Below are 15010 nucleotides of genomic sequence, written 5' to 3' on the forward strand. Positions count from 1 at the left end.
CCGGTTCGCTTTTCTCAGCGATCCGGGTACTCGGCGATGAGCGAGCCGAGGAAGCAGCGCGTCGCCTGCATCGCCTTGTCGGCGTCGCCGTCGATCACGGCCTGCACGAGTTCGGCGTGCTCGGTGTCGTAGGCGTCGTCGGAGCGGGCGGTGCGCGCGTGGATCACGTGCTCGATGATCGGCAGCAGCGAATCGTAGAACTCCAGGTATACCGCGTTGTGGCTGGCGACGACGATCGCACGGTGTAGTTCCACGTCGGCGGCGATGGCGACCGGGTCGGGTTCGGTCCAGTTGCGGTTGCTGCGCTCGGCGAGCAGGCGGCGCAGCGTGGCGATGTCGGCGTCGTCGCGGCGGCGGGCGGCCAGGCCCGCGGCGGTGGTGTCGAGCGCCTGCCGGAGTTCGAGGATGTCGCGCTCCTCGGCGTCGGCGAAGTACTTGCCCAGGGTGCCGCCGACCTCGGAGGTGGCGATCACATAGGTGCCCGAGCCCTGGCGGCGTTCGAGCATGCCCGCGTGCACGAGGGCCTGGACGCCTTCGCGGACGGTGTTGCGCCCGGTCCCGGTGAGCTCGGTGAGTTCGGGTTCCGTGGGGATCCGTTGGCCCACTGGCCAACGGCCGGAACGGATCTCGGCCCGAAGCTGTTCGGTGACCTGAGCGATGAGGCTGGTTCGCCGGACGGGTTGCACGTCAGCCAGGGTACCGCTGCTCACAAATCATTGCACCGATCATCGGGTCATCCTATGATTTGCGAGTGACCGCGACCCTCCCCGATGCCCGCACTCTGCCCGATTCCGGTACGCGCAGTCGTACCCGCGCGCTGATCGAAGGCCGCCTGCTCGTGCTGGCGGCCATTGTCATGTCGGCCCTCACCCTGCGGGCCGCGGTGACCGCGTTCAGTCCGCTGGCGGAGGAGATCGGCGCGGATATCGGGTACGGGACGGCGATCGTCGGGGTGTTCGGCATGCTGCCGACCGCGATGTTCGGCCTCGCCGGGCTGGTCGCGCCGCTGCTGGTGCGCCGGTACGGGCTCGAGCGCACGGTGCTGCTGGCGATGCTGCTGGCCGGGGCCGGGTCGCTGGTGCGCGCGTTCGCGGGTGGCACCGGGGAACTGCTCGGGTTCTCCGCGGTGGTGCTGCTCGGCATGGGCATCGGCAATGTGGTGATCCCGCCGCTGGTGAAGCGGTACTTCGCCGATCAGCTGGCCGCGATCAGCTCCCTCTACATCGTGATGGTGCAGCTGAGCACCGTCGTGCCCGCGTTCGTCGCGGTGCCGCTGGCGCAGGACCACGGCTGGCGGATCTCGATGGGGGTGTGGGCGCTGGTCGGCTTCGCCGCCGCGGTGCCGTGGGTGTTCGTGCTGCGCGACCGCAAGGGCCGCGACCGCCACGACGTCACCGCCCTGCCCGCCGAATCGTCAACGGCCACAGGCAAAGTGTGGCGTTCGCCGGTGGCCTGGGGGATGGCCGCGATGTTCGGCATGACCTCGCTGACCACCTACGCCATGTTCGCCTGGCTGCCCAAGATCCTGTCCGACGCGGGCGCGAGCGCGGGCTTCGGCGGCAGCATGGTCGGCCTGTTCGCGCTCATGGGCCTGATCCCCGCGCTGGGCGCGCCGACCGTGGTCTCGCGGATGCGTAATCCGTTCCCCGTCGTGGTCGGCTGCATGGTGCTGTTCGTCATCGCCTTCGCCGGTCTGCTGATCGCGCCCATGGGCGCCCCGGTGCTGTGGGTGGTGCTGCTGGGGCTGGGCCCGAGCACCTTCCCGATGGCGCTGACGCTGATCAACCTGCGTACCCGCACCCCGCGGGGGTCGGCGGCGCTGTCCGGGTTCACCCAGGGCGTCGGCTACGCGGTGGCCTGCGTCGGACCGTTGCTGTTCGGGATGCTGCACACGTGGACCGGCGGCTGGGCGGCCCCGTTCGGCATGCTCCTGGTCGCCCTCGGCGTGCTGCTGGCGGGTGCCTGGCAGGCGTGCAAGCCGCGCATGCTCGAAGACACCTGGAATTGAGCCGGGAAATCTCACCGCTCGAGTTGCGCGCGTGTGCGTCGAGGGTAATGCTGTGTACGTCACACCCTCACGGGTGATTCCGACGATTTCTGGCCGCTTCCTTACCTGCGGAAATCGTTGTGTCACACGCCGGAAACAAAAGGGCCGATCTCACGCGCTCTGAGTGGCGTAGGTGAGAAACCGTTGATTCGCGCGACATTTCCCGCAGCATTCCGGCAATACCCATTTCCTACCGTTGGGCCATCGCACTTTTGGGAGGCCCAACTTGAGCACGCTGAAGCGTAACCACGACATCGAGCACTGGGATGCCGAAGATGTCGCGGCCTGGGAGGCCGGCGGCAAGGACATTGCCAAGCGCAACCTGATCTGGTCGGTCTTCGCCGAGCACATCGGGTTCTCGGTGTGGTCGATCTGGTCGGTGATGGTGCTGTTCATGCCCGCCGACAAGTTCGGCATCGACCCGGCGGGCAAGTTCTTCCTGGTCGCGTTGCCCACCCTGGTCGGCGGGTTCCTGCGGATCCCCTACACCGTGGCCACCGCCCGCTTCGGCGGCCGCAACTGGACGATCTTCAGCGCGCTGCTGCTGGTGGTCCCGCTGCTGCTGACGCTGTACTTCGTCACCCAGCCGGGTACCTCGTACACGACGTTCCTGGTCGTGGCCGCGTTCGCCGGCATCGGTGGCGGCAACTTCGCCTCGTCGATGACCAACATCAACGCCTTCTACCCGCAGCGGCTCAAGGGCTGGGCGCTGGGCATGAACGCGGGCGGCGGCAATATCGGTGTCCCGGTGATCCAGCTGCTGGGCCTGCTGGTGCTGGTCACCCTCGGCGGCGACTACGCCTACCTCATCTGCGCGATCTACCTGGTCCTCGTCGGTGTCACCGCGGTCGGCGCGGCGCTGTACATGGACAACCTGACCAACCAGCAGGCCGACCTGTCCTCCATGGGCAAGGCACTGAAGGTGCCGCAGTCCTGGGCGATCGCCTTCCTCTACATCGGCACCTTCGGTTCGTTCATCGGCTACAGCTTCGCCTTCGGCCAGATCCTGCAGATCAGCTTCAAGGCCGGTGGCGACACCGCCGCCCAGGCCGCCGTGCACGCCGCCTCGATCGCCTTCATCGGCCCGCTGCTCGGTTCGCTGGCCCGCCCCTACGGCGGCAAGATGGCCGACCGGATCGGCGGCAGCAGGGTCGCGCTCGGCACCTTCGGTGCCATGATGGCCGCCGCGCTGATCGTGATCGCCGCCTCGACGATGGCCGACCGCAACAACGGGGTCGCCTCCGGCGCCACCATGGCCCTGCTGGTCGTCGGCTTCATCGCCCTGTTCGTGCTCTCCGGTTTCGGCAACGGCGCCGTCACCAAGATCATCCCGTCGGTGTTCGAGGCCAAGTCCAAGAGCCTGCCGCTCCCGCGGGCCGAGCAGGCCGCCTGGTCGCAGAACGCCGGCGGCGCGCTGATCGGCTTCGTCGGCGCGATCGGCTCCCTCGGCGGCGTCGGCATCAACATGGTGCTGCGCAGCTCCTACGCCAGCACCTCCTCGGCCACCACCGCGTTCTGGGTGTTCCTCGCCTTCTACGTGCTCTGCGCGGCCGTCACCTGGACGGTGTTCCTGCGCCGTCCCCGTCTGTCCACCGTGCCTGCCGACTCCGATGTCGTGGTCGAGGCCGAGTCCCTGGTCCTCGAGGCCGAAAACAACGCTTCGTCGGCCACTACGTCGGCTCGCTGACTACCCGACCACAACCAAGGAGGTCACTCTCATGAACAGCACTCGCAAGACAGTGGTCGTGGTCGGCCACGGCATGGTCGGTCACCGCTTCGTCGAGGCCCTGCGCTCGCGCGACGAGGCCGGTCAGTGGCAGGTCGTCATCCTCTCCGAGGAGAAGCTGCCCGCCTACGACCGCGTCGGCCTGTCCTACTACGTCGGCAGCTGGAAGGCCGAGGAGCTCGCGCTGCCCGGTAACACCTACGACGGCGACCCCCTGGTCGACCTGCGGCTGGGCCAGCGCGGCGAGTCCATCGACACCGCGGCCAAGACCGTCACCAGCTCCAACGGCGACGTCATCGCCTACGACGCGCTGGTCATGGCCACCGGTTCCTACCCGTTCGTCCCGCCGGTGCCCGGTCACGACCTGCCCGAGTGCTTCGTCTACCGCACCATCGACGACCTCGACGGCATCCGCGCCGCCGCCGACGCGGCCGGTCCCGGCGCGCACGGCGTCGTCGTCGGTGGCGGTCTGCTCGGCCTGGAGGCCGCCAACGCCCTGCGGCTGATGGGCATGACCCCGCACGTCATCGAGTACAACGACCGCCTGATGCCCGCCCAGGTCGACGCCGGTGGTGGCGCGATCCTGGAGAAGCTGGTCACCGACATCGGCCTCAACGTGCACACCGGCGTGGGCACCGCCAAGATCGTCTCGATCGAGGAGGAGGGGGCGAACAACGTCACCCTGCACCTGTCGGACGAGTCGGAGATCCACGCCTCGCTGGTGGTGTTCTCGGCCGGTATCCGTCCGCACGACGCGCTGGCCAAGGCCGCCGGCCTGGAGATCGGCGCCCGCGGCGGCATCCTGACCGATGTCACCCTGCAGACCTCGGACCCGAGCGTCTACGCGATCGGTGAGTGCGCCGCGATCGAGGGCATCTGCTACGGCCTGGTCGCCCCCGGCTACACCACCGCCGAGATCGTCGCCGACCGGCTGCTCGGCGGCGCGGGCGAGTTCCCCGGCGCCGACATGTCCACCAAGCTGAAGCTGATGGGTGTCGACGTCGCCTCCTTCGGTGACGCGCACGGCACCACCGACGGCGCGCTCGAGGTCGTGCTGCACGACGCGGCCAAGGGCACCTACGCCAAGCTGGTCGTCTCCGACGACGCGCAGACCCTGCTCGGCGGCATCCTCGTCGGTGACGCCAGCCAGTACGCGGCCCTGCGCCCGCTGGTCGGCCGCCCGCTGCCCGCCGACGCCGCCGCGCTGATCTCGCCCGCGGGCGCCGAGCTGGGCGCCGACGCGCTGCCTGACGACGCCCAGATCTGCTCCTGCAACAACGTCAGCAAGGGCGCGATCTGCGGCGCCATCGCCGACGGCGCCTGCGACATCCCCGGCATCAAGAGCTGCACCAACGCCGGCACCTCCTGCGGTGGCTGTGTGCCGATGATCAAGAAGCTGCTCGAGCAGTCCGGCGTGGAGATGTCCAAGGCGCTGTGCGAGCACTTCAGCCAGTCGCGTGCCGAGCTGTTCCAGGTCGTGCAGGTCACCGGCATCCGCACCTTCTCCGAGCTGATCGCCAAGCACGGCAAGGGCACCGGCTGCGACATCTGCAAGCCGACCGTCGCCTCGATCCTGGCCTCGACCTCGAGCGATCACATCCTCGACGGCGAGCAGGCGGCGCTGCAGGACACCAACGACCACTTCCTGGCCAACATGCAGAAGAACGGCACCTACTCGGTGGTGCCGCGGATGCCCGGTGGTGAGGTCACCGCCGAGCAGCTGATCGTCATCGGTGAGGTCGCCAAGGAGTTCGACCTCTACGTCAAGGTCACCGGTGGCCAGCGCATCGACCTGTTCGGCGCGACCGTGGAGCAGCTGCCGCTGATCTGGAAGCGCCTGGTCGACGCCGGGATGGAGTCGGGCCACGCGTACGGCAAGTCGCTGCGCACCGTCAAGAGCTGCGTCGGTTCCACCTGGTGCCGTTACGGCCAGCAGGACTCGGTCGGCATGGCCGTGCTGCTGGAGAAGCGCTACCGCGGCCTGCGCTCGCCGCACAAGCTGAAGCTGGCCGTCTCGGGCTGCGCCCGCGAGTGCGCCGAGGCCCGCGGCAAGGACGTCGGCGTGATCGCCACCGAGCACGGCTGGAACCTCTACGTCGGCGGCAACGGTGGTCTGACCCCGAAGCACGCGGTGCTGCTGGCCGGTGACCTCGACGACGAGACGCTGATCCGCTACATCGACCGCTACCTGATGTTCTACATCCGCACCGCCGACCGCCTGCAGCGCACCGCGCCCTGGCAGGAGGCGCTCGAGGGCGGCATCGAGTACCTCAAGGCCGTCGTGTGCGAGGACAGCCTCGGCATCGCCGACGACCTGGAGGCCGCGATGGCCAAGCACGTCGACGGCTACAAGGACGAGTGGGCCGCCGTGCTCGAGGACGAGAACAAGCTCTCGCGCTTCGTCTCCTTCGTCAACGCCCCTGACGAAGCCGACCCGACCATCTCGTTCGACGACAGCGGCGAGCGCAAGGTACCAGTGCTTCTCGGCCTGCCCGGCATGCCCGCCGGTGTTGGCTCCGACACAGCAGCAGCCGGGAAATAGGCGCTTAACCCTGCGGAAACAGGGCGCCTGTACCAATAGGTAAGGCGTTCGGAGGAGGAACCGATGACCGTTATCGACACACCCACCATCACCACGGAGACGGCGACCTGGACTCAGGCGTGCCGACTCGACTTCCTGATCCCGGGCCGCGGCGTTGCTGTCCTGCTCCGGGGCGGCAGGCAGGCCGCCCTGTTCCTACTCACCGACGGCACGCTCGCCGCCGTCGGCAACATCGATCCGTTCGGCCGGGCCGCGGTGATGTCGCGCGGCATCGTCGGTGATCGCGGCGGGGTGCCCGTCGTCGCGTCGCCGCTGCTCAAGCAGGCCTTCTCGCTGATCGACGGTAACTGTCTCGACGACGCGACCAAGTCCCTGCCGGTCTACGCCGTCCAGCTCGACGGTGGCGTCGTCTCGGTATCCAACGAGCCGGTGCAGGTCTCGGCCCTCGAATCCTCGGACGGCTGATTCCATGACCTCTCCCACCGACACCGGCCCCGGTCTGGCCGGCTTCACCATCGGCGTCACCGCCGCGCGCCGCGCCGAGGAATTCGGCACCCTGCTCACCCGCAAGGGCGCGACCGTGGTGTCCGCCCCCGCGATCCGCATCATCCCGCTGGCCGACGACACCGAGCTTGAGCGCGTCACCGAGCTGTTGATCGCCGATCCGCCGCAGATCACCGTCGCGACCACCGGCATCGGCTTCCGCGGCTGGATGGAAGCGGCCGAGGGCTGGGGCCTGGCCGAGACGCTGCGCGACACGCTCGCCTCGACCCGGATGCTGGCCCGCGGCCCCAAGGCCAAGGGCGCCATCCGCGCCGCCGAACTGCGCGAGGAATGGTCGCCTGCCTCGGAGTCGTCGGCCGAGGTGCTCGATCACCTGCTCGCCGAGGGCGTCGAAGGGGTCCGCATCGCGGTGCAGCTGCACGGCGCGACCACCGAGTGGGAGCCGGTTCCCGACTTCTGCGAGGTGCTGCGCTGCGCGGGCGCCGATGTGGTTCCGGTCCCGGTGTACCGGTGGGAGCCGCCCGCCGATCGTGGCCCGATGGACGCCATGATCGAGTCGATCATCTCCGGCAGCCTCGACTGCGTCACCTTCACCAGCGCTCCGGCGGTGGCGTCGATGCTGATGCGGGCCAAGGAGACCGGCCTGCTCGAGTCCGTGCTGCACGCGCTGCGCGGGCGGGTGCTCGCGGCCTGCGTCGGCCCGATCACCGCCGCGCCGCTGGAGGAACTCGGCGTGCCGACCACCATGCCGGGCCGGGCGCGGCTCGGTGCGCTGGCCCGCCACGTCGCCGAGGAACTGCCGCGCCGGGCGAGCCGGATCTACGCGGCCGGTCATCTGATCAGCGTGCGCGGTGGCTGTGTCGTCGTCGACGGTGAGGTGCGCCAGCTGGCGCCCGCGCCGATGGCGCTGATGCGGTCGCTGGCCCGGCAGCCCGGCCGGGTGGTGTCCCGTGAGGACCTGCTCTCGGCCCTGCCCGGCGGTGGCGACGACACCCACGCGGTGGAGACCGCGATCGCCCGCCTGCGCGCCGGTCTCGGCACGCCCAAGGCGATCCAGACCGTGGTCAAGCGCGGCTACCGGCTCGCGCTCGACGCCGCGGACTGCTCCGACCCGCCCGCGAGCAGGCCGCCGGTGCAGCCGCCGCATCAGGCCGGGATCGGCACGCCCGCCCGGTCGCCGCGACCGGCGCAACCGATCGGCGTCTGGTGAGCACCGCGCGGCCGGGTGAGCCGGCCCTGGTGCTCGTCGCGCACGGCACCCGCAGCGCGCGCGGCGTGGAGATGATCGCCGCGCTCGCCGACGCGGTGGCCGCCGAACTCGGCGCCGCGGTTTCGGGGCGCGGCGCCGACGGCACCGAAGCCGAGGGCGCGGCGCCCAACGCCGCGCTGCGCACCGCCTTCGTCGACGTGCTCGGTCCGTCGCCGTCGGAGGTGCTGCGCGACCTCGACGGCCCGGCCGTCGTGGTGCCCGCGTTCCTGGCTTCGGGATACCACGTCTATCAGGACGTGCCGCGCGAGGTCGACGAGAGCGGGCACACCGAGGTCGCGGTGACCGCGGCCATGGGCCCCGATCCGGCGCTGACCCGGATCATGGCGGTGCGCCTTCGCGCCGCGGGCTGGCGTCCCGGTGACGCGGTGGTCTTCGCCGCCGCGGGATCGTCGGACGCGCGGGCCCGCCAGGATGTCCGCCGGGCGGCGGGCATGCTCGCCGAGCAGCTCGGCGTTCCGGTGCGGATCGCCTACGTCGCGACCGGTGCGCCGCGCGTGCCCGAGGTCGTCGCCGAACTGCGGGAATCCGGTGCGGGGCGGGTCTTCATCGCCTCCTACCTGCTGGCCCACGGCCTGTTCCACCAGCGTCTGCACGACGCGGGCGCCGACGGCGTCGCGGAGCCGATCGGTGTGCACCCCGCGGTGGTCCGGCTGATCGCCGACCGATACCGCACGGCCGCACGGGAACTCGTCCGCGCCCGGGTGCGCTGACCGATCCGTTCCAGCCCGCGCCGAGGTGCGCCGCCGCCGCGCGCGACGGCTCACACGGGCCGGACGCGCGTTGTCGCTGTCCGGTGAGGGCGGGTTCCGACGACTAGAGTTGGGCCCGACTTCACAGGAGGGGGCACCGTGCCAGATTCGTCGGCGGATCACGACGGTCCGCGACCAGAGCAGGACGAGCTGACGTCGTATCCCGACGCGGTTCCGCAGGCACCGGCCAACCCCGGCGCGGCGGTACCACCGCCTCCGAGCGGCGCCGGGGGACCCGTGCCCTACCCGAATCCGGCCGTGCCGCCGCCGAGTACCGGGGCGTCGTACCCGCCGCCCTATCCGGGCGCGGCGGGGGCGCCCTACCCGAATCCGGCCACACCCCCGCCCTATCCGGGAGCGGGGGAAGTGCCCTACCCGAATTCGGCTACACCCCTGCCCTATCCGGGCGTGGCGGGGGAGCCCTATCCGAATCCAGCTGCGCCCCAGCAATTTTCGAACGCCTCAGGGCAACCCGAGGCGCCCTACGCGCAGGCCGGGTCGAACGGCCCGACGCCCTACGCGCAGGCCGCCCCCGGTGGGCAAGCGCCTCATCCACAGGATGCACCCGGTGGGCAGGCGCCGTATCCGCATGCGGTGCCCGGCGGACAGGCTGCGTACCCGCTGCCTGTGCCCGGCGGACAGGCTGCGTACCCGCCGCCTGTGCCCGGTGGGCAGGCTGCCTACCCGCCGCCTGTGCCCGGTGGGCAGGTGCCGTATCCCTCGGCGACGCCCTATCCGGCGGCCGCGCCGGTTGACGCGGGGCCGAAAGTGGTTCCGCAGAATGTGCAGATCGCGTTCTATGTGATGCTGGCGGGCGCGGTGGTGACTGTGCTGAGTGCCGCCTACATGCTGACCACCATCGACAAGATCCGCTCCGACGCGCTCGACGCCTCGGGCGGGGTGTTCCGCGGCGACGATCTGGACGTCCTCGTGTACGCGGGCCTCGCGGGTGGCATCCTGACCTCGCTGGTGACGACGGGGCTGTGGGTGTGGATGGCCTTCGCCTGCCGGGCGGGCAAGAACTGGGCCCGCATTACGGGCACGGTGTTCTTCGGCCTCAATGTGCTGTCCTCGGCCGTCAGCGTGATCAGCGCGCTCGCCACCGGAACCGGCGCCGACCCGCAATCGCTGGCCTTCACCGTGGTGCTCGTGCTCATCGGTCTGGCCGCGGTGATCCTGCTCTGGAACCCCCGGTCCGCCGCCTTCTTCGCCAAGGCTCCGCCGCCGGGGTATCAGCCCTACCCGCCTACCGGGCCGTGGTGAAGTTCGCCCGGTAGGTGCTCGGGGGGACGCCGAGCTGGCGGATCATGTGCTGTCGCAACGACTCCGCCGACCCGATCCCGCTGTGCCTGGCCACCTGGTCGATCGGCAGCGACGTCGACTCCAGCAGCTCCCTGGCCCGGTGCAGACGCTGGTGCAGCAGCCATTTCTGCGGGCTGAGCCCGGTCTCCTCGTGGAAGCGCCGGGTCAGCGTGCGCACGCTCGTGGTGGCGTGCGCGGCGAGGTCGCGTAGCGACAGGGGAGTGTCGAGGCGGGTCAGCGCCCAGGCGCGGGTGGCCGAGAGCGAGAGGTCGTCGTCCGGCGGGAGCGGGGTGTCGACGAACTGGGCCTGGCCGCCGGGGCGCACCGGGGTCACCACGGCGGCGCGGGCCGCCTCGTTGGCGACGGTGGCGCCGTAGTCCCGGCGGATCAGGTGCAGGCACAGGTCGATTCCGGCGGCGGCGCCCGCCGAGGTGGTGACCGGGCCGTCCTCGACGAACAGCGCGTCGGTGCGCACCCGGACTCCCGGATGCGCACCGGCCAGTTCGTCGGCCAGACCCCAGTGCGTGGTGGCGGTGCGCCCCTCGAGTAGCCCCGCCTGGGCCAGCACGAAGGCGCCGCTACAGATCGAGGTGACCAGGGTGCCCCGCTCGGCGGCGGCGCGCAGCGCGGCCAGGATGGCCGGATCGGCGCCGGTCCGCGCGCCGGTACTGGGCACGATCACGGTGTCGGCCGATTCCAGCACCTCGAGACCGTGCGGGATCACCACATCGAACCCGCCCGAGTTCGCGAGCACCACACCGGGTTCGGCGGTGCATACGAGCACCCGATAGCCCGGTGCCCCGTCGATGGTCACCGATTCCATCAGCGATCCCGGCATGGCCAGGTCGAAGGACTTCACCGGGGGCACGGCGACGACGGCGACTGTCTTCATGGCCTGATCCTTGGGATAGCTGGCATTCCGGCCACTAGTCTAGCCCGCCCGCGCCCGGCATCGTTGACTTCGCACCCGGCGAACCGTCGCCGGATCGCGCGAAAGTACCTGCTGGGAAAGGGAATTCACATGACCGAGCATGTCGTGATCGGTCGCGGTGCCACCGCGTCCGCGGCCGCTTTGCTCCTCGCCGAGTCCGGTGACCGGGTGACGATGATCAGCCGCGGCGGCCTCGGTCCCGAGCACCCCGGGATCGACCGCGTCGCCCTCGACGCCACCGACACCACCGCGCTGATCGAGCACGCCACCGGCGCCGCGACGGTGTTCAACCTCGCCATGCCCGCTTATCACACCTGGCCGGAAACCGTTCCGCCGCTGTTCGGTTCGATCCGGGCGGCCGCCGAAGCCACCGGCGCGAACCTGGTGATGATGGGCAACCTCTACGGCTACGGCCCCGTCGACGGCGTCGTCGACGAGACGACCCCGCTGGCCGCCACCGGCAGCAAGGGCGAGGTCAGGGCCAGGATGTGGACCGAGGCGCTGGCCGCGCACGAGGCGGGCAGGCTGCGCGTCACCGAGGTGCGCGCCGGTCAGTTCCTCGGCGCCGGCGCCGTCTCGGTCTTCTCCCTGCTGGTGCAGCCCGCCGTGCTGGCGGGTGCGCGGGCCCGGGTGCCGCAGGCGCTGGACCTGGCGCATTCGTTCACCGCGATCGACGACGCCGCGGCCGCGCTGGTCGCCGTCGCCCGCGACGATCGCGCGTGGGGCCGGGCCTGGCACGCGCCGATGCTCACCACCACGGTGCGTACGGTCGCGAGCAGGCTGGCGGCGCTGGCCGGTGCGCCAGAGCCCGACCTCGCCGTGCTCACCGACGCCGAGATCACCGAGCTGGCGCAGGGCGATCCGTTCTGGGGCGAGCTGTTCGAGACAGCGCACATGTCGCACCGCGAGTTCGTTGCCGACGATTCCGCCCTGCGCGCCACCTTCGGCGTCACCGCCTCCGCGCTCGACGACGTGCTGCGCGCGGTCCTGCCCTCGGGTGCTTCGAGCACCGCGAAAGCGGAGATGCCCTAGGTTTGCCAGAGCGGTGCTAGGAGACGGACACGGGCCGGTCAATGCCGCATATCGGCTGTTCGGTAGGGCATGCTCGGAGTATGCGTCGGCTCCTGTGCTGTGTGCTCGTCCTGCTCGGCTGTGGGTTCGTGATCGCGCCGCCCGCGTCGGCCGAACCGGGAATCATCGACGTCCGGCCGCTCGGTGGCAGGCAGTACGAAGTGGTCGTGTATTCGGCGGCGATGAACCGGCCGATCACGCTGTGGCTGTCGCATCCCGGCGCTGGCGCGCCCACGCTGTACCTGCTGAACGCGGTCGACGGCGGGGAGAGCGGCGGGCCGTGGATGCGGCGCACCGACGTGGTCGATTTCTTCGCCGACAAGCCGGTCAACGTGGTCGTCCCGATCGGCGGCCGGGCCAGCATGTACACCGACTGGCAGCGCGACGACGCGATCCTTGGCCGCAACAAGTGGACCACCTTCCTCACCGGCGAACTCCCGCCGCTGCTGGCTCAGCGGTTCGGCACGACCGGCGCCAACGCGGTCGCCGGTCTGTCGATGTCGGCCACCTCGGCGCTGAACCTGGCCATCGCCGCGCCCGGCCTGTACCGCGCGGTCGGCGCGTTCAGTGGCTGCACCCAGACCGCGAGCCCCGTGGCGCAGGCGCTGGTGCGCGCCCAGCTGGCGACCTTCGCCGCGGACGCCACCAATATGTGGGGCGGCCCGATCGATCCGGCCTGGACCATCAACGATCCGGTCGTGCAGGCCGAACGCCTGCGCGGCACCGCCATCTACCTGTCCGCGGGCAACGGCATTCCCGGGCAGCACGAGGCGATCAACGATCCGAGCATCGCGGGCAATCTCGGCGTCCTGGTCGACCGGCTGCTGGTCGGCGGCACGATGGAGGCCGTGGCAGGCAGCTGCACCGGCCCGATGGCGGCCCGGCTCGCCCAGCTCGGCATCCCCGCCGACGTGCGCTTCCGCGCCGCGGGCACACACGCCTGGCCGTACTGGCAGGACGACGTGCACGACTCGTGGCCGATGTTCGCCGCCGCCCTCGGCATCTGAAAGCTGTCGGTGCCCCGGCGCACACTGGGGCCATGGCCTATGACGAGGAACTCGCCGAGCGCATCCGGGAGATCGTCTACCCCGGTCAGGATCTCGTCGAGCAACGGATGTTCGGCGGACTCGCCTTCCTGGTGGGCGGCAATATGGCCGTCGCGGCCAGCGGCAAGGGCGGGCTGATGGTGCGGGTCGATCGTGCCGAGGGGGAATCGCTGATCGACGGACAGTCGGTGGCGCCGATGGTGATGGGCGGGCGCGAGATGGTGGGCTGGCTGCGCGTCGCCACCGCCGCCGTCGAGGACGACGCGGTGCTGCGCGAGTGGGTCGAGCGCGGGGTGAACTACGCCAAGACCCTGCCGCGAAAAAAGAAATAGAAGAAACTTCGGCGGATGTGTCGAGGCGGCGTACCCGGCTCCGACCAGAGGGTGACAGCAAGCCAACGCACCCTCCCGAAGGAGCACGTCATGTCCGTCAACACCTTCCTCTGGTTCGACACCGACGCCGAAGCGGCCGGTGAGCTCTACGCCGCGACGGTGCCGAATTCGCGCGTCGTCGAGGTCACCCGGCAGGGCGACGGCTCGGCCTTCGTCGTCACCCTCGATCTCGACGGTCAGGCCGTCACGCTGATGAACGGCGGACCGGGCCATCCGCCCACCGACGCCGCCTCGCTGCAGGTCGTGGTGGACACCCAGGACGAGGTCGACCGGCTCTGGGACACCCTGTCCGACGGCGGCGAGCCCGGCCCGTGCGGCTGGCTGACCGACCGGTTCGGCCTGTCCTGGCAGATCGTGCCCTCGGTCCTGCCGAAGCTGATGAGCGGCGAACCGGACCGGGTCATCGCGGTCGGCACCGCGCTGCGGTCGATGTCCAAGCTCGACATCGCCGAGTTGCAGCGGGCCTACGACCAGGCCTGACCGGGAAACGTCGACGGCCGCCGCGGATCGGTAGTCCGCGGCGGCCGTTCGGTGCGTGCTCGGTCAGCCCGCCGAGCCGGTCAGCAGGCCGCCCAGGTCGGCCGAGCCGGTGCCGCCGCCGGGCGTCGTCGGCTTCGCCGAGACCTCGACGGTGACGGTCTTGGAGCTGATCAGTTCCTGCACGGCCTTGATCTCGTGCGAACCGGGGGTCGACGGGGTCCAGGTGATGGTGGCCTTGCCGTCGGAGACCGAGACCGGCTCACCGATCTGGGTGTCGTTGTCGGTGAAGGTCACCTTGAACAGGAACGACGTCGCGGTGACATCGGCGGTGACGGTGTAGGCGGTGCCGACGTAGTGGGTGCTGCCGCTGACCGTGACGCCCTGGACGAGGGCCGAGGCCTGCGGCGCCACCAGGACGCCGGCCGCGGCGACCGCGGTGAAAGCTGTGAGTCCGAAGCCGGCCCGCCGAGCCTGGTTGGTCTTCATGGTTGTTCTCCTGTTCGCGCTGGCCCACCGCTGTGGGTGTGGGCGACACTATCGACCGGGTGAGCGCGCTGTCCGGGAAACAGAAAAACGAGTGTTTAAAACTCTCGGCGCCGCGTCGGTGCTGGTGGCGCCGGAATCATCCCGTGCGGATGAGGCGATCGCCGCGCCGGTCGTCGAGACTGGACACATGCCGACGTCGGATGCGGTTCGCTACCAGTTCGTCATCGAGGGCGAACTCACGGAACGCGCTGTCGCCGCGTTCCCGGAACTCCGGCGCAGCGCCCATTCGCCCACCGGTACCACCACCCTCTACGGCGAGCTCGCCGACAACACCGCCATGCGCGGCGTGCTCGCCCGCATCGATGTCCTCGGGCTCACCCTGCTCGGAATGTCCCGCCTGCCCGACTGATCGTGAGGTTGCCGAACGGTAGCCGGTCGCGGCAAACCCTCACGATGACGTCGAT

General features: G+C 70.4%; 15 protein-coding genes. 12 read left to right on the forward strand and 3 right to left on the reverse strand.

The window, feature by feature from the left end:
* Positions 1-14: 14 nt before the first annotated feature.
* Positions 15-686, reverse strand: coding sequence for a FadR/GntR family transcriptional regulator (locus tag ACFYWJ_RS12215; protein WP_355276039.1), 672 nt, complete (start codon positions 684-686; stop codon positions 15-17).
* Positions 687-751: 65 nt separating this feature from the next.
* Here ACFYWJ_RS12215 and ACFYWJ_RS12220 point away from each other — a divergent pair, with 65 nt between their 5' ends.
* The 7 genes from ACFYWJ_RS12220 to ACFYWJ_RS12250 all read left to right on the forward strand — a co-directional run bounded on the left by ACFYWJ_RS12220 (position 752) and on the right by ACFYWJ_RS12250 (position 10101).
* Positions 752-2008: an MFS transporter gene (locus ACFYWJ_RS12220; protein WP_355276038.1), complete on the forward strand. Its 1257-nt coding sequence runs from the start codon at positions 752-754 to the stop codon at positions 2006-2008.
* A 265-nt stretch (positions 2009-2273) separates the two neighbouring features.
* The gene (locus ACFYWJ_RS12225; RefSeq protein ID WP_355276037.1) at positions 2274-3734 is read left to right on the forward strand and encodes a nitrate/nitrite transporter; all 1461 of its coding nucleotides are present in this window, start codon (positions 2274-2276) and stop codon (positions 3732-3734) included.
* Positions 3735-3765: 31 nt separating this feature from the next.
* Entirely contained in the window at positions 3766-6315 is a 2550-nt protein-coding gene (gene nirB, locus ACFYWJ_RS12230) for a nitrite reductase large subunit NirB (RefSeq protein WP_355276035.1), read from the forward strand.
* A gap of 63 nt (positions 6316-6378) precedes the next feature.
* On the forward strand, positions 6379-6780 hold the full coding sequence (gene nirD / locus ACFYWJ_RS12235; RefSeq protein WP_355276034.1) for a nitrite reductase small subunit NirD: 402 nt from the start codon (positions 6379-6381) through the stop codon (positions 6778-6780).
* Positions 6781-6784: 4 nt separating this feature from the next.
* Positions 6785-8029, forward strand: a complete 1245-nt coding sequence (locus ACFYWJ_RS12240) for a uroporphyrinogen-III synthase (protein WP_355276032.1) — start codon at positions 6785-6787, stop codon at positions 8027-8029.
* A 71-nt stretch (positions 8030-8100) separates the two neighbouring features.
* Positions 8101-8799, forward strand: a complete 699-nt coding sequence (locus tag ACFYWJ_RS12245; RefSeq protein ID WP_355276538.1) for a CbiX/SirB N-terminal domain-containing protein — start codon at positions 8101-8103, stop codon at positions 8797-8799.
* Between the two features lie 807 nt (positions 8800-9606).
* Positions 9607-10101: a hypothetical protein gene (locus ACFYWJ_RS12250; RefSeq protein WP_355276031.1), complete on the forward strand. Its 495-nt coding sequence runs from the start codon at positions 9607-9609 to the stop codon at positions 10099-10101.
* On the opposite strand, the gene ACFYWJ_RS12255 is transcribed toward ACFYWJ_RS12250, so the two are convergent.
* The gene (locus tag ACFYWJ_RS12255; RefSeq protein ID WP_355276029.1) at positions 10085-11032 is read right to left on the reverse strand and encodes a helix-turn-helix domain-containing protein; all 948 of its coding nucleotides are present in this window, start codon (positions 11030-11032) and stop codon (positions 10085-10087) included. The genes ACFYWJ_RS12250 and ACFYWJ_RS12255 overlap by 17 nt on opposite strands.
* A gap of 129 nt (positions 11033-11161) precedes the next feature.
* On the opposite strand from ACFYWJ_RS12255, the gene ACFYWJ_RS12260 reads away from it, so the two are divergent.
* The 4 genes from ACFYWJ_RS12260 to ACFYWJ_RS12275 all read left to right on the forward strand — a co-directional run bounded on the left by ACFYWJ_RS12260 (position 11162) and on the right by ACFYWJ_RS12275 (position 14060).
* A complete protein-coding gene (locus tag ACFYWJ_RS12260; protein ID WP_355276027.1) occupies positions 11162-12103 on the forward strand; it encodes an NAD-dependent epimerase in 942 nt (313 codons plus the stop codon).
* 80 nt (positions 12104-12183) lie between these two features.
* On the forward strand, positions 12184-13149 hold the full coding sequence (locus ACFYWJ_RS12265) for an alpha/beta hydrolase family protein (RefSeq protein WP_355276025.1): 966 nt from the start codon (positions 12184-12186) through the stop codon (positions 13147-13149).
* 32 nt (positions 13150-13181) lie between these two features.
* Positions 13182-13520, forward strand: a complete 339-nt coding sequence (locus tag ACFYWJ_RS12270; protein ID WP_355276023.1) for a TfoX/Sxy family protein — start codon at positions 13182-13184, stop codon at positions 13518-13520.
* Between the two features lie 90 nt (positions 13521-13610).
* The gene (locus tag ACFYWJ_RS12275) at positions 13611-14060 is read left to right on the forward strand and encodes a VOC family protein (RefSeq protein ID WP_355276021.1); all 450 of its coding nucleotides are present in this window, start codon (positions 13611-13613) and stop codon (positions 14058-14060) included.
* Between the two features lie 63 nt (positions 14061-14123).
* On the opposite strand, the gene ACFYWJ_RS12280 is transcribed toward ACFYWJ_RS12275, so the two are convergent.
* Positions 14124-14546, reverse strand: coding sequence for an Ig-like domain repeat protein (locus tag ACFYWJ_RS12280; RefSeq protein WP_355280694.1), 423 nt, complete (start codon positions 14544-14546; stop codon positions 14124-14126).
* A gap of 187 nt (positions 14547-14733) precedes the next feature.
* Here ACFYWJ_RS12280 and ACFYWJ_RS12285 point away from each other — a divergent pair, with 187 nt between their 5' ends.
* Positions 14734-14955, forward strand: a complete 222-nt coding sequence (locus ACFYWJ_RS12285; RefSeq protein WP_218718015.1) for a hypothetical protein — start codon at positions 14734-14736, stop codon at positions 14953-14955.
* Positions 14956-15010 lie beyond the last annotated feature (55 nt).

The sequence above is a fragment of the Nocardia sp. NPDC003269 genome (genome assembly GCF_042888005.1).
In the GTDB taxonomy this organism is placed as follows: Bacteria; Actinomycetota; Actinomycetes; order Mycobacteriales; family Mycobacteriaceae; genus Nocardia.

Coding starts and splice junctions, on each gene's coding strand:
- nirB (WP_355276035.1), top strand. CDS start 3,766: ATGAACAGCACTCGCAAGACAGTGGTCGTGGTCGGCCACGGCATGGTC.
- nirD (WP_355276034.1), top strand. CDS start 6,379: ATGACCGTTATCGACACACCCACCATCACCACGGAGACGGCGACCTGG.
- ACFYWJ_RS12240 (WP_355276032.1), top strand. CDS start 6,785: ATGACCTCTCCCACCGACACCGGCCCCGGTCTGGCCGGCTTCACCATC.
- ACFYWJ_RS12245 (WP_355276538.1), top strand. CDS start 8,101: ATGATCGCCGCGCTCGCCGACGCGGTGGCCGCCGAACTCGGCGCCGCG.
- ACFYWJ_RS12255 (WP_355276029.1), bottom strand. CDS start 11,032: ATGAAGACAGTCGCCGTCGTCGCCGTGCCCCCGGTGAAGTCCTTCGAC.
- ACFYWJ_RS12260 (WP_355276027.1), top strand. CDS start 11,162: ATGACCGAGCATGTCGTGATCGGTCGCGGTGCCACCGCGTCCGCGGCC.
- ACFYWJ_RS12265 (WP_355276025.1), top strand. CDS start 12,184: ATGCGTCGGCTCCTGTGCTGTGTGCTCGTCCTGCTCGGCTGTGGGTTC.
- ACFYWJ_RS12270 (WP_355276023.1), top strand. CDS start 13,182: ATGGCCTATGACGAGGAACTCGCCGAGCGCATCCGGGAGATCGTCTAC.
- ACFYWJ_RS12275 (WP_355276021.1), top strand. CDS start 13,611: ATGTCCGTCAACACCTTCCTCTGGTTCGACACCGACGCCGAAGCGGCC.
- ACFYWJ_RS12280 (WP_355280694.1), bottom strand. CDS start 14,546: ATGAAGACCAACCAGGCTCGGCGGGCCGGCTTCGGACTCACAGCTTTC.
- ACFYWJ_RS12285 (WP_218718015.1), top strand. CDS start 14,734: ATGCCGACGTCGGATGCGGTTCGCTACCAGTTCGTCATCGAGGGCGAA.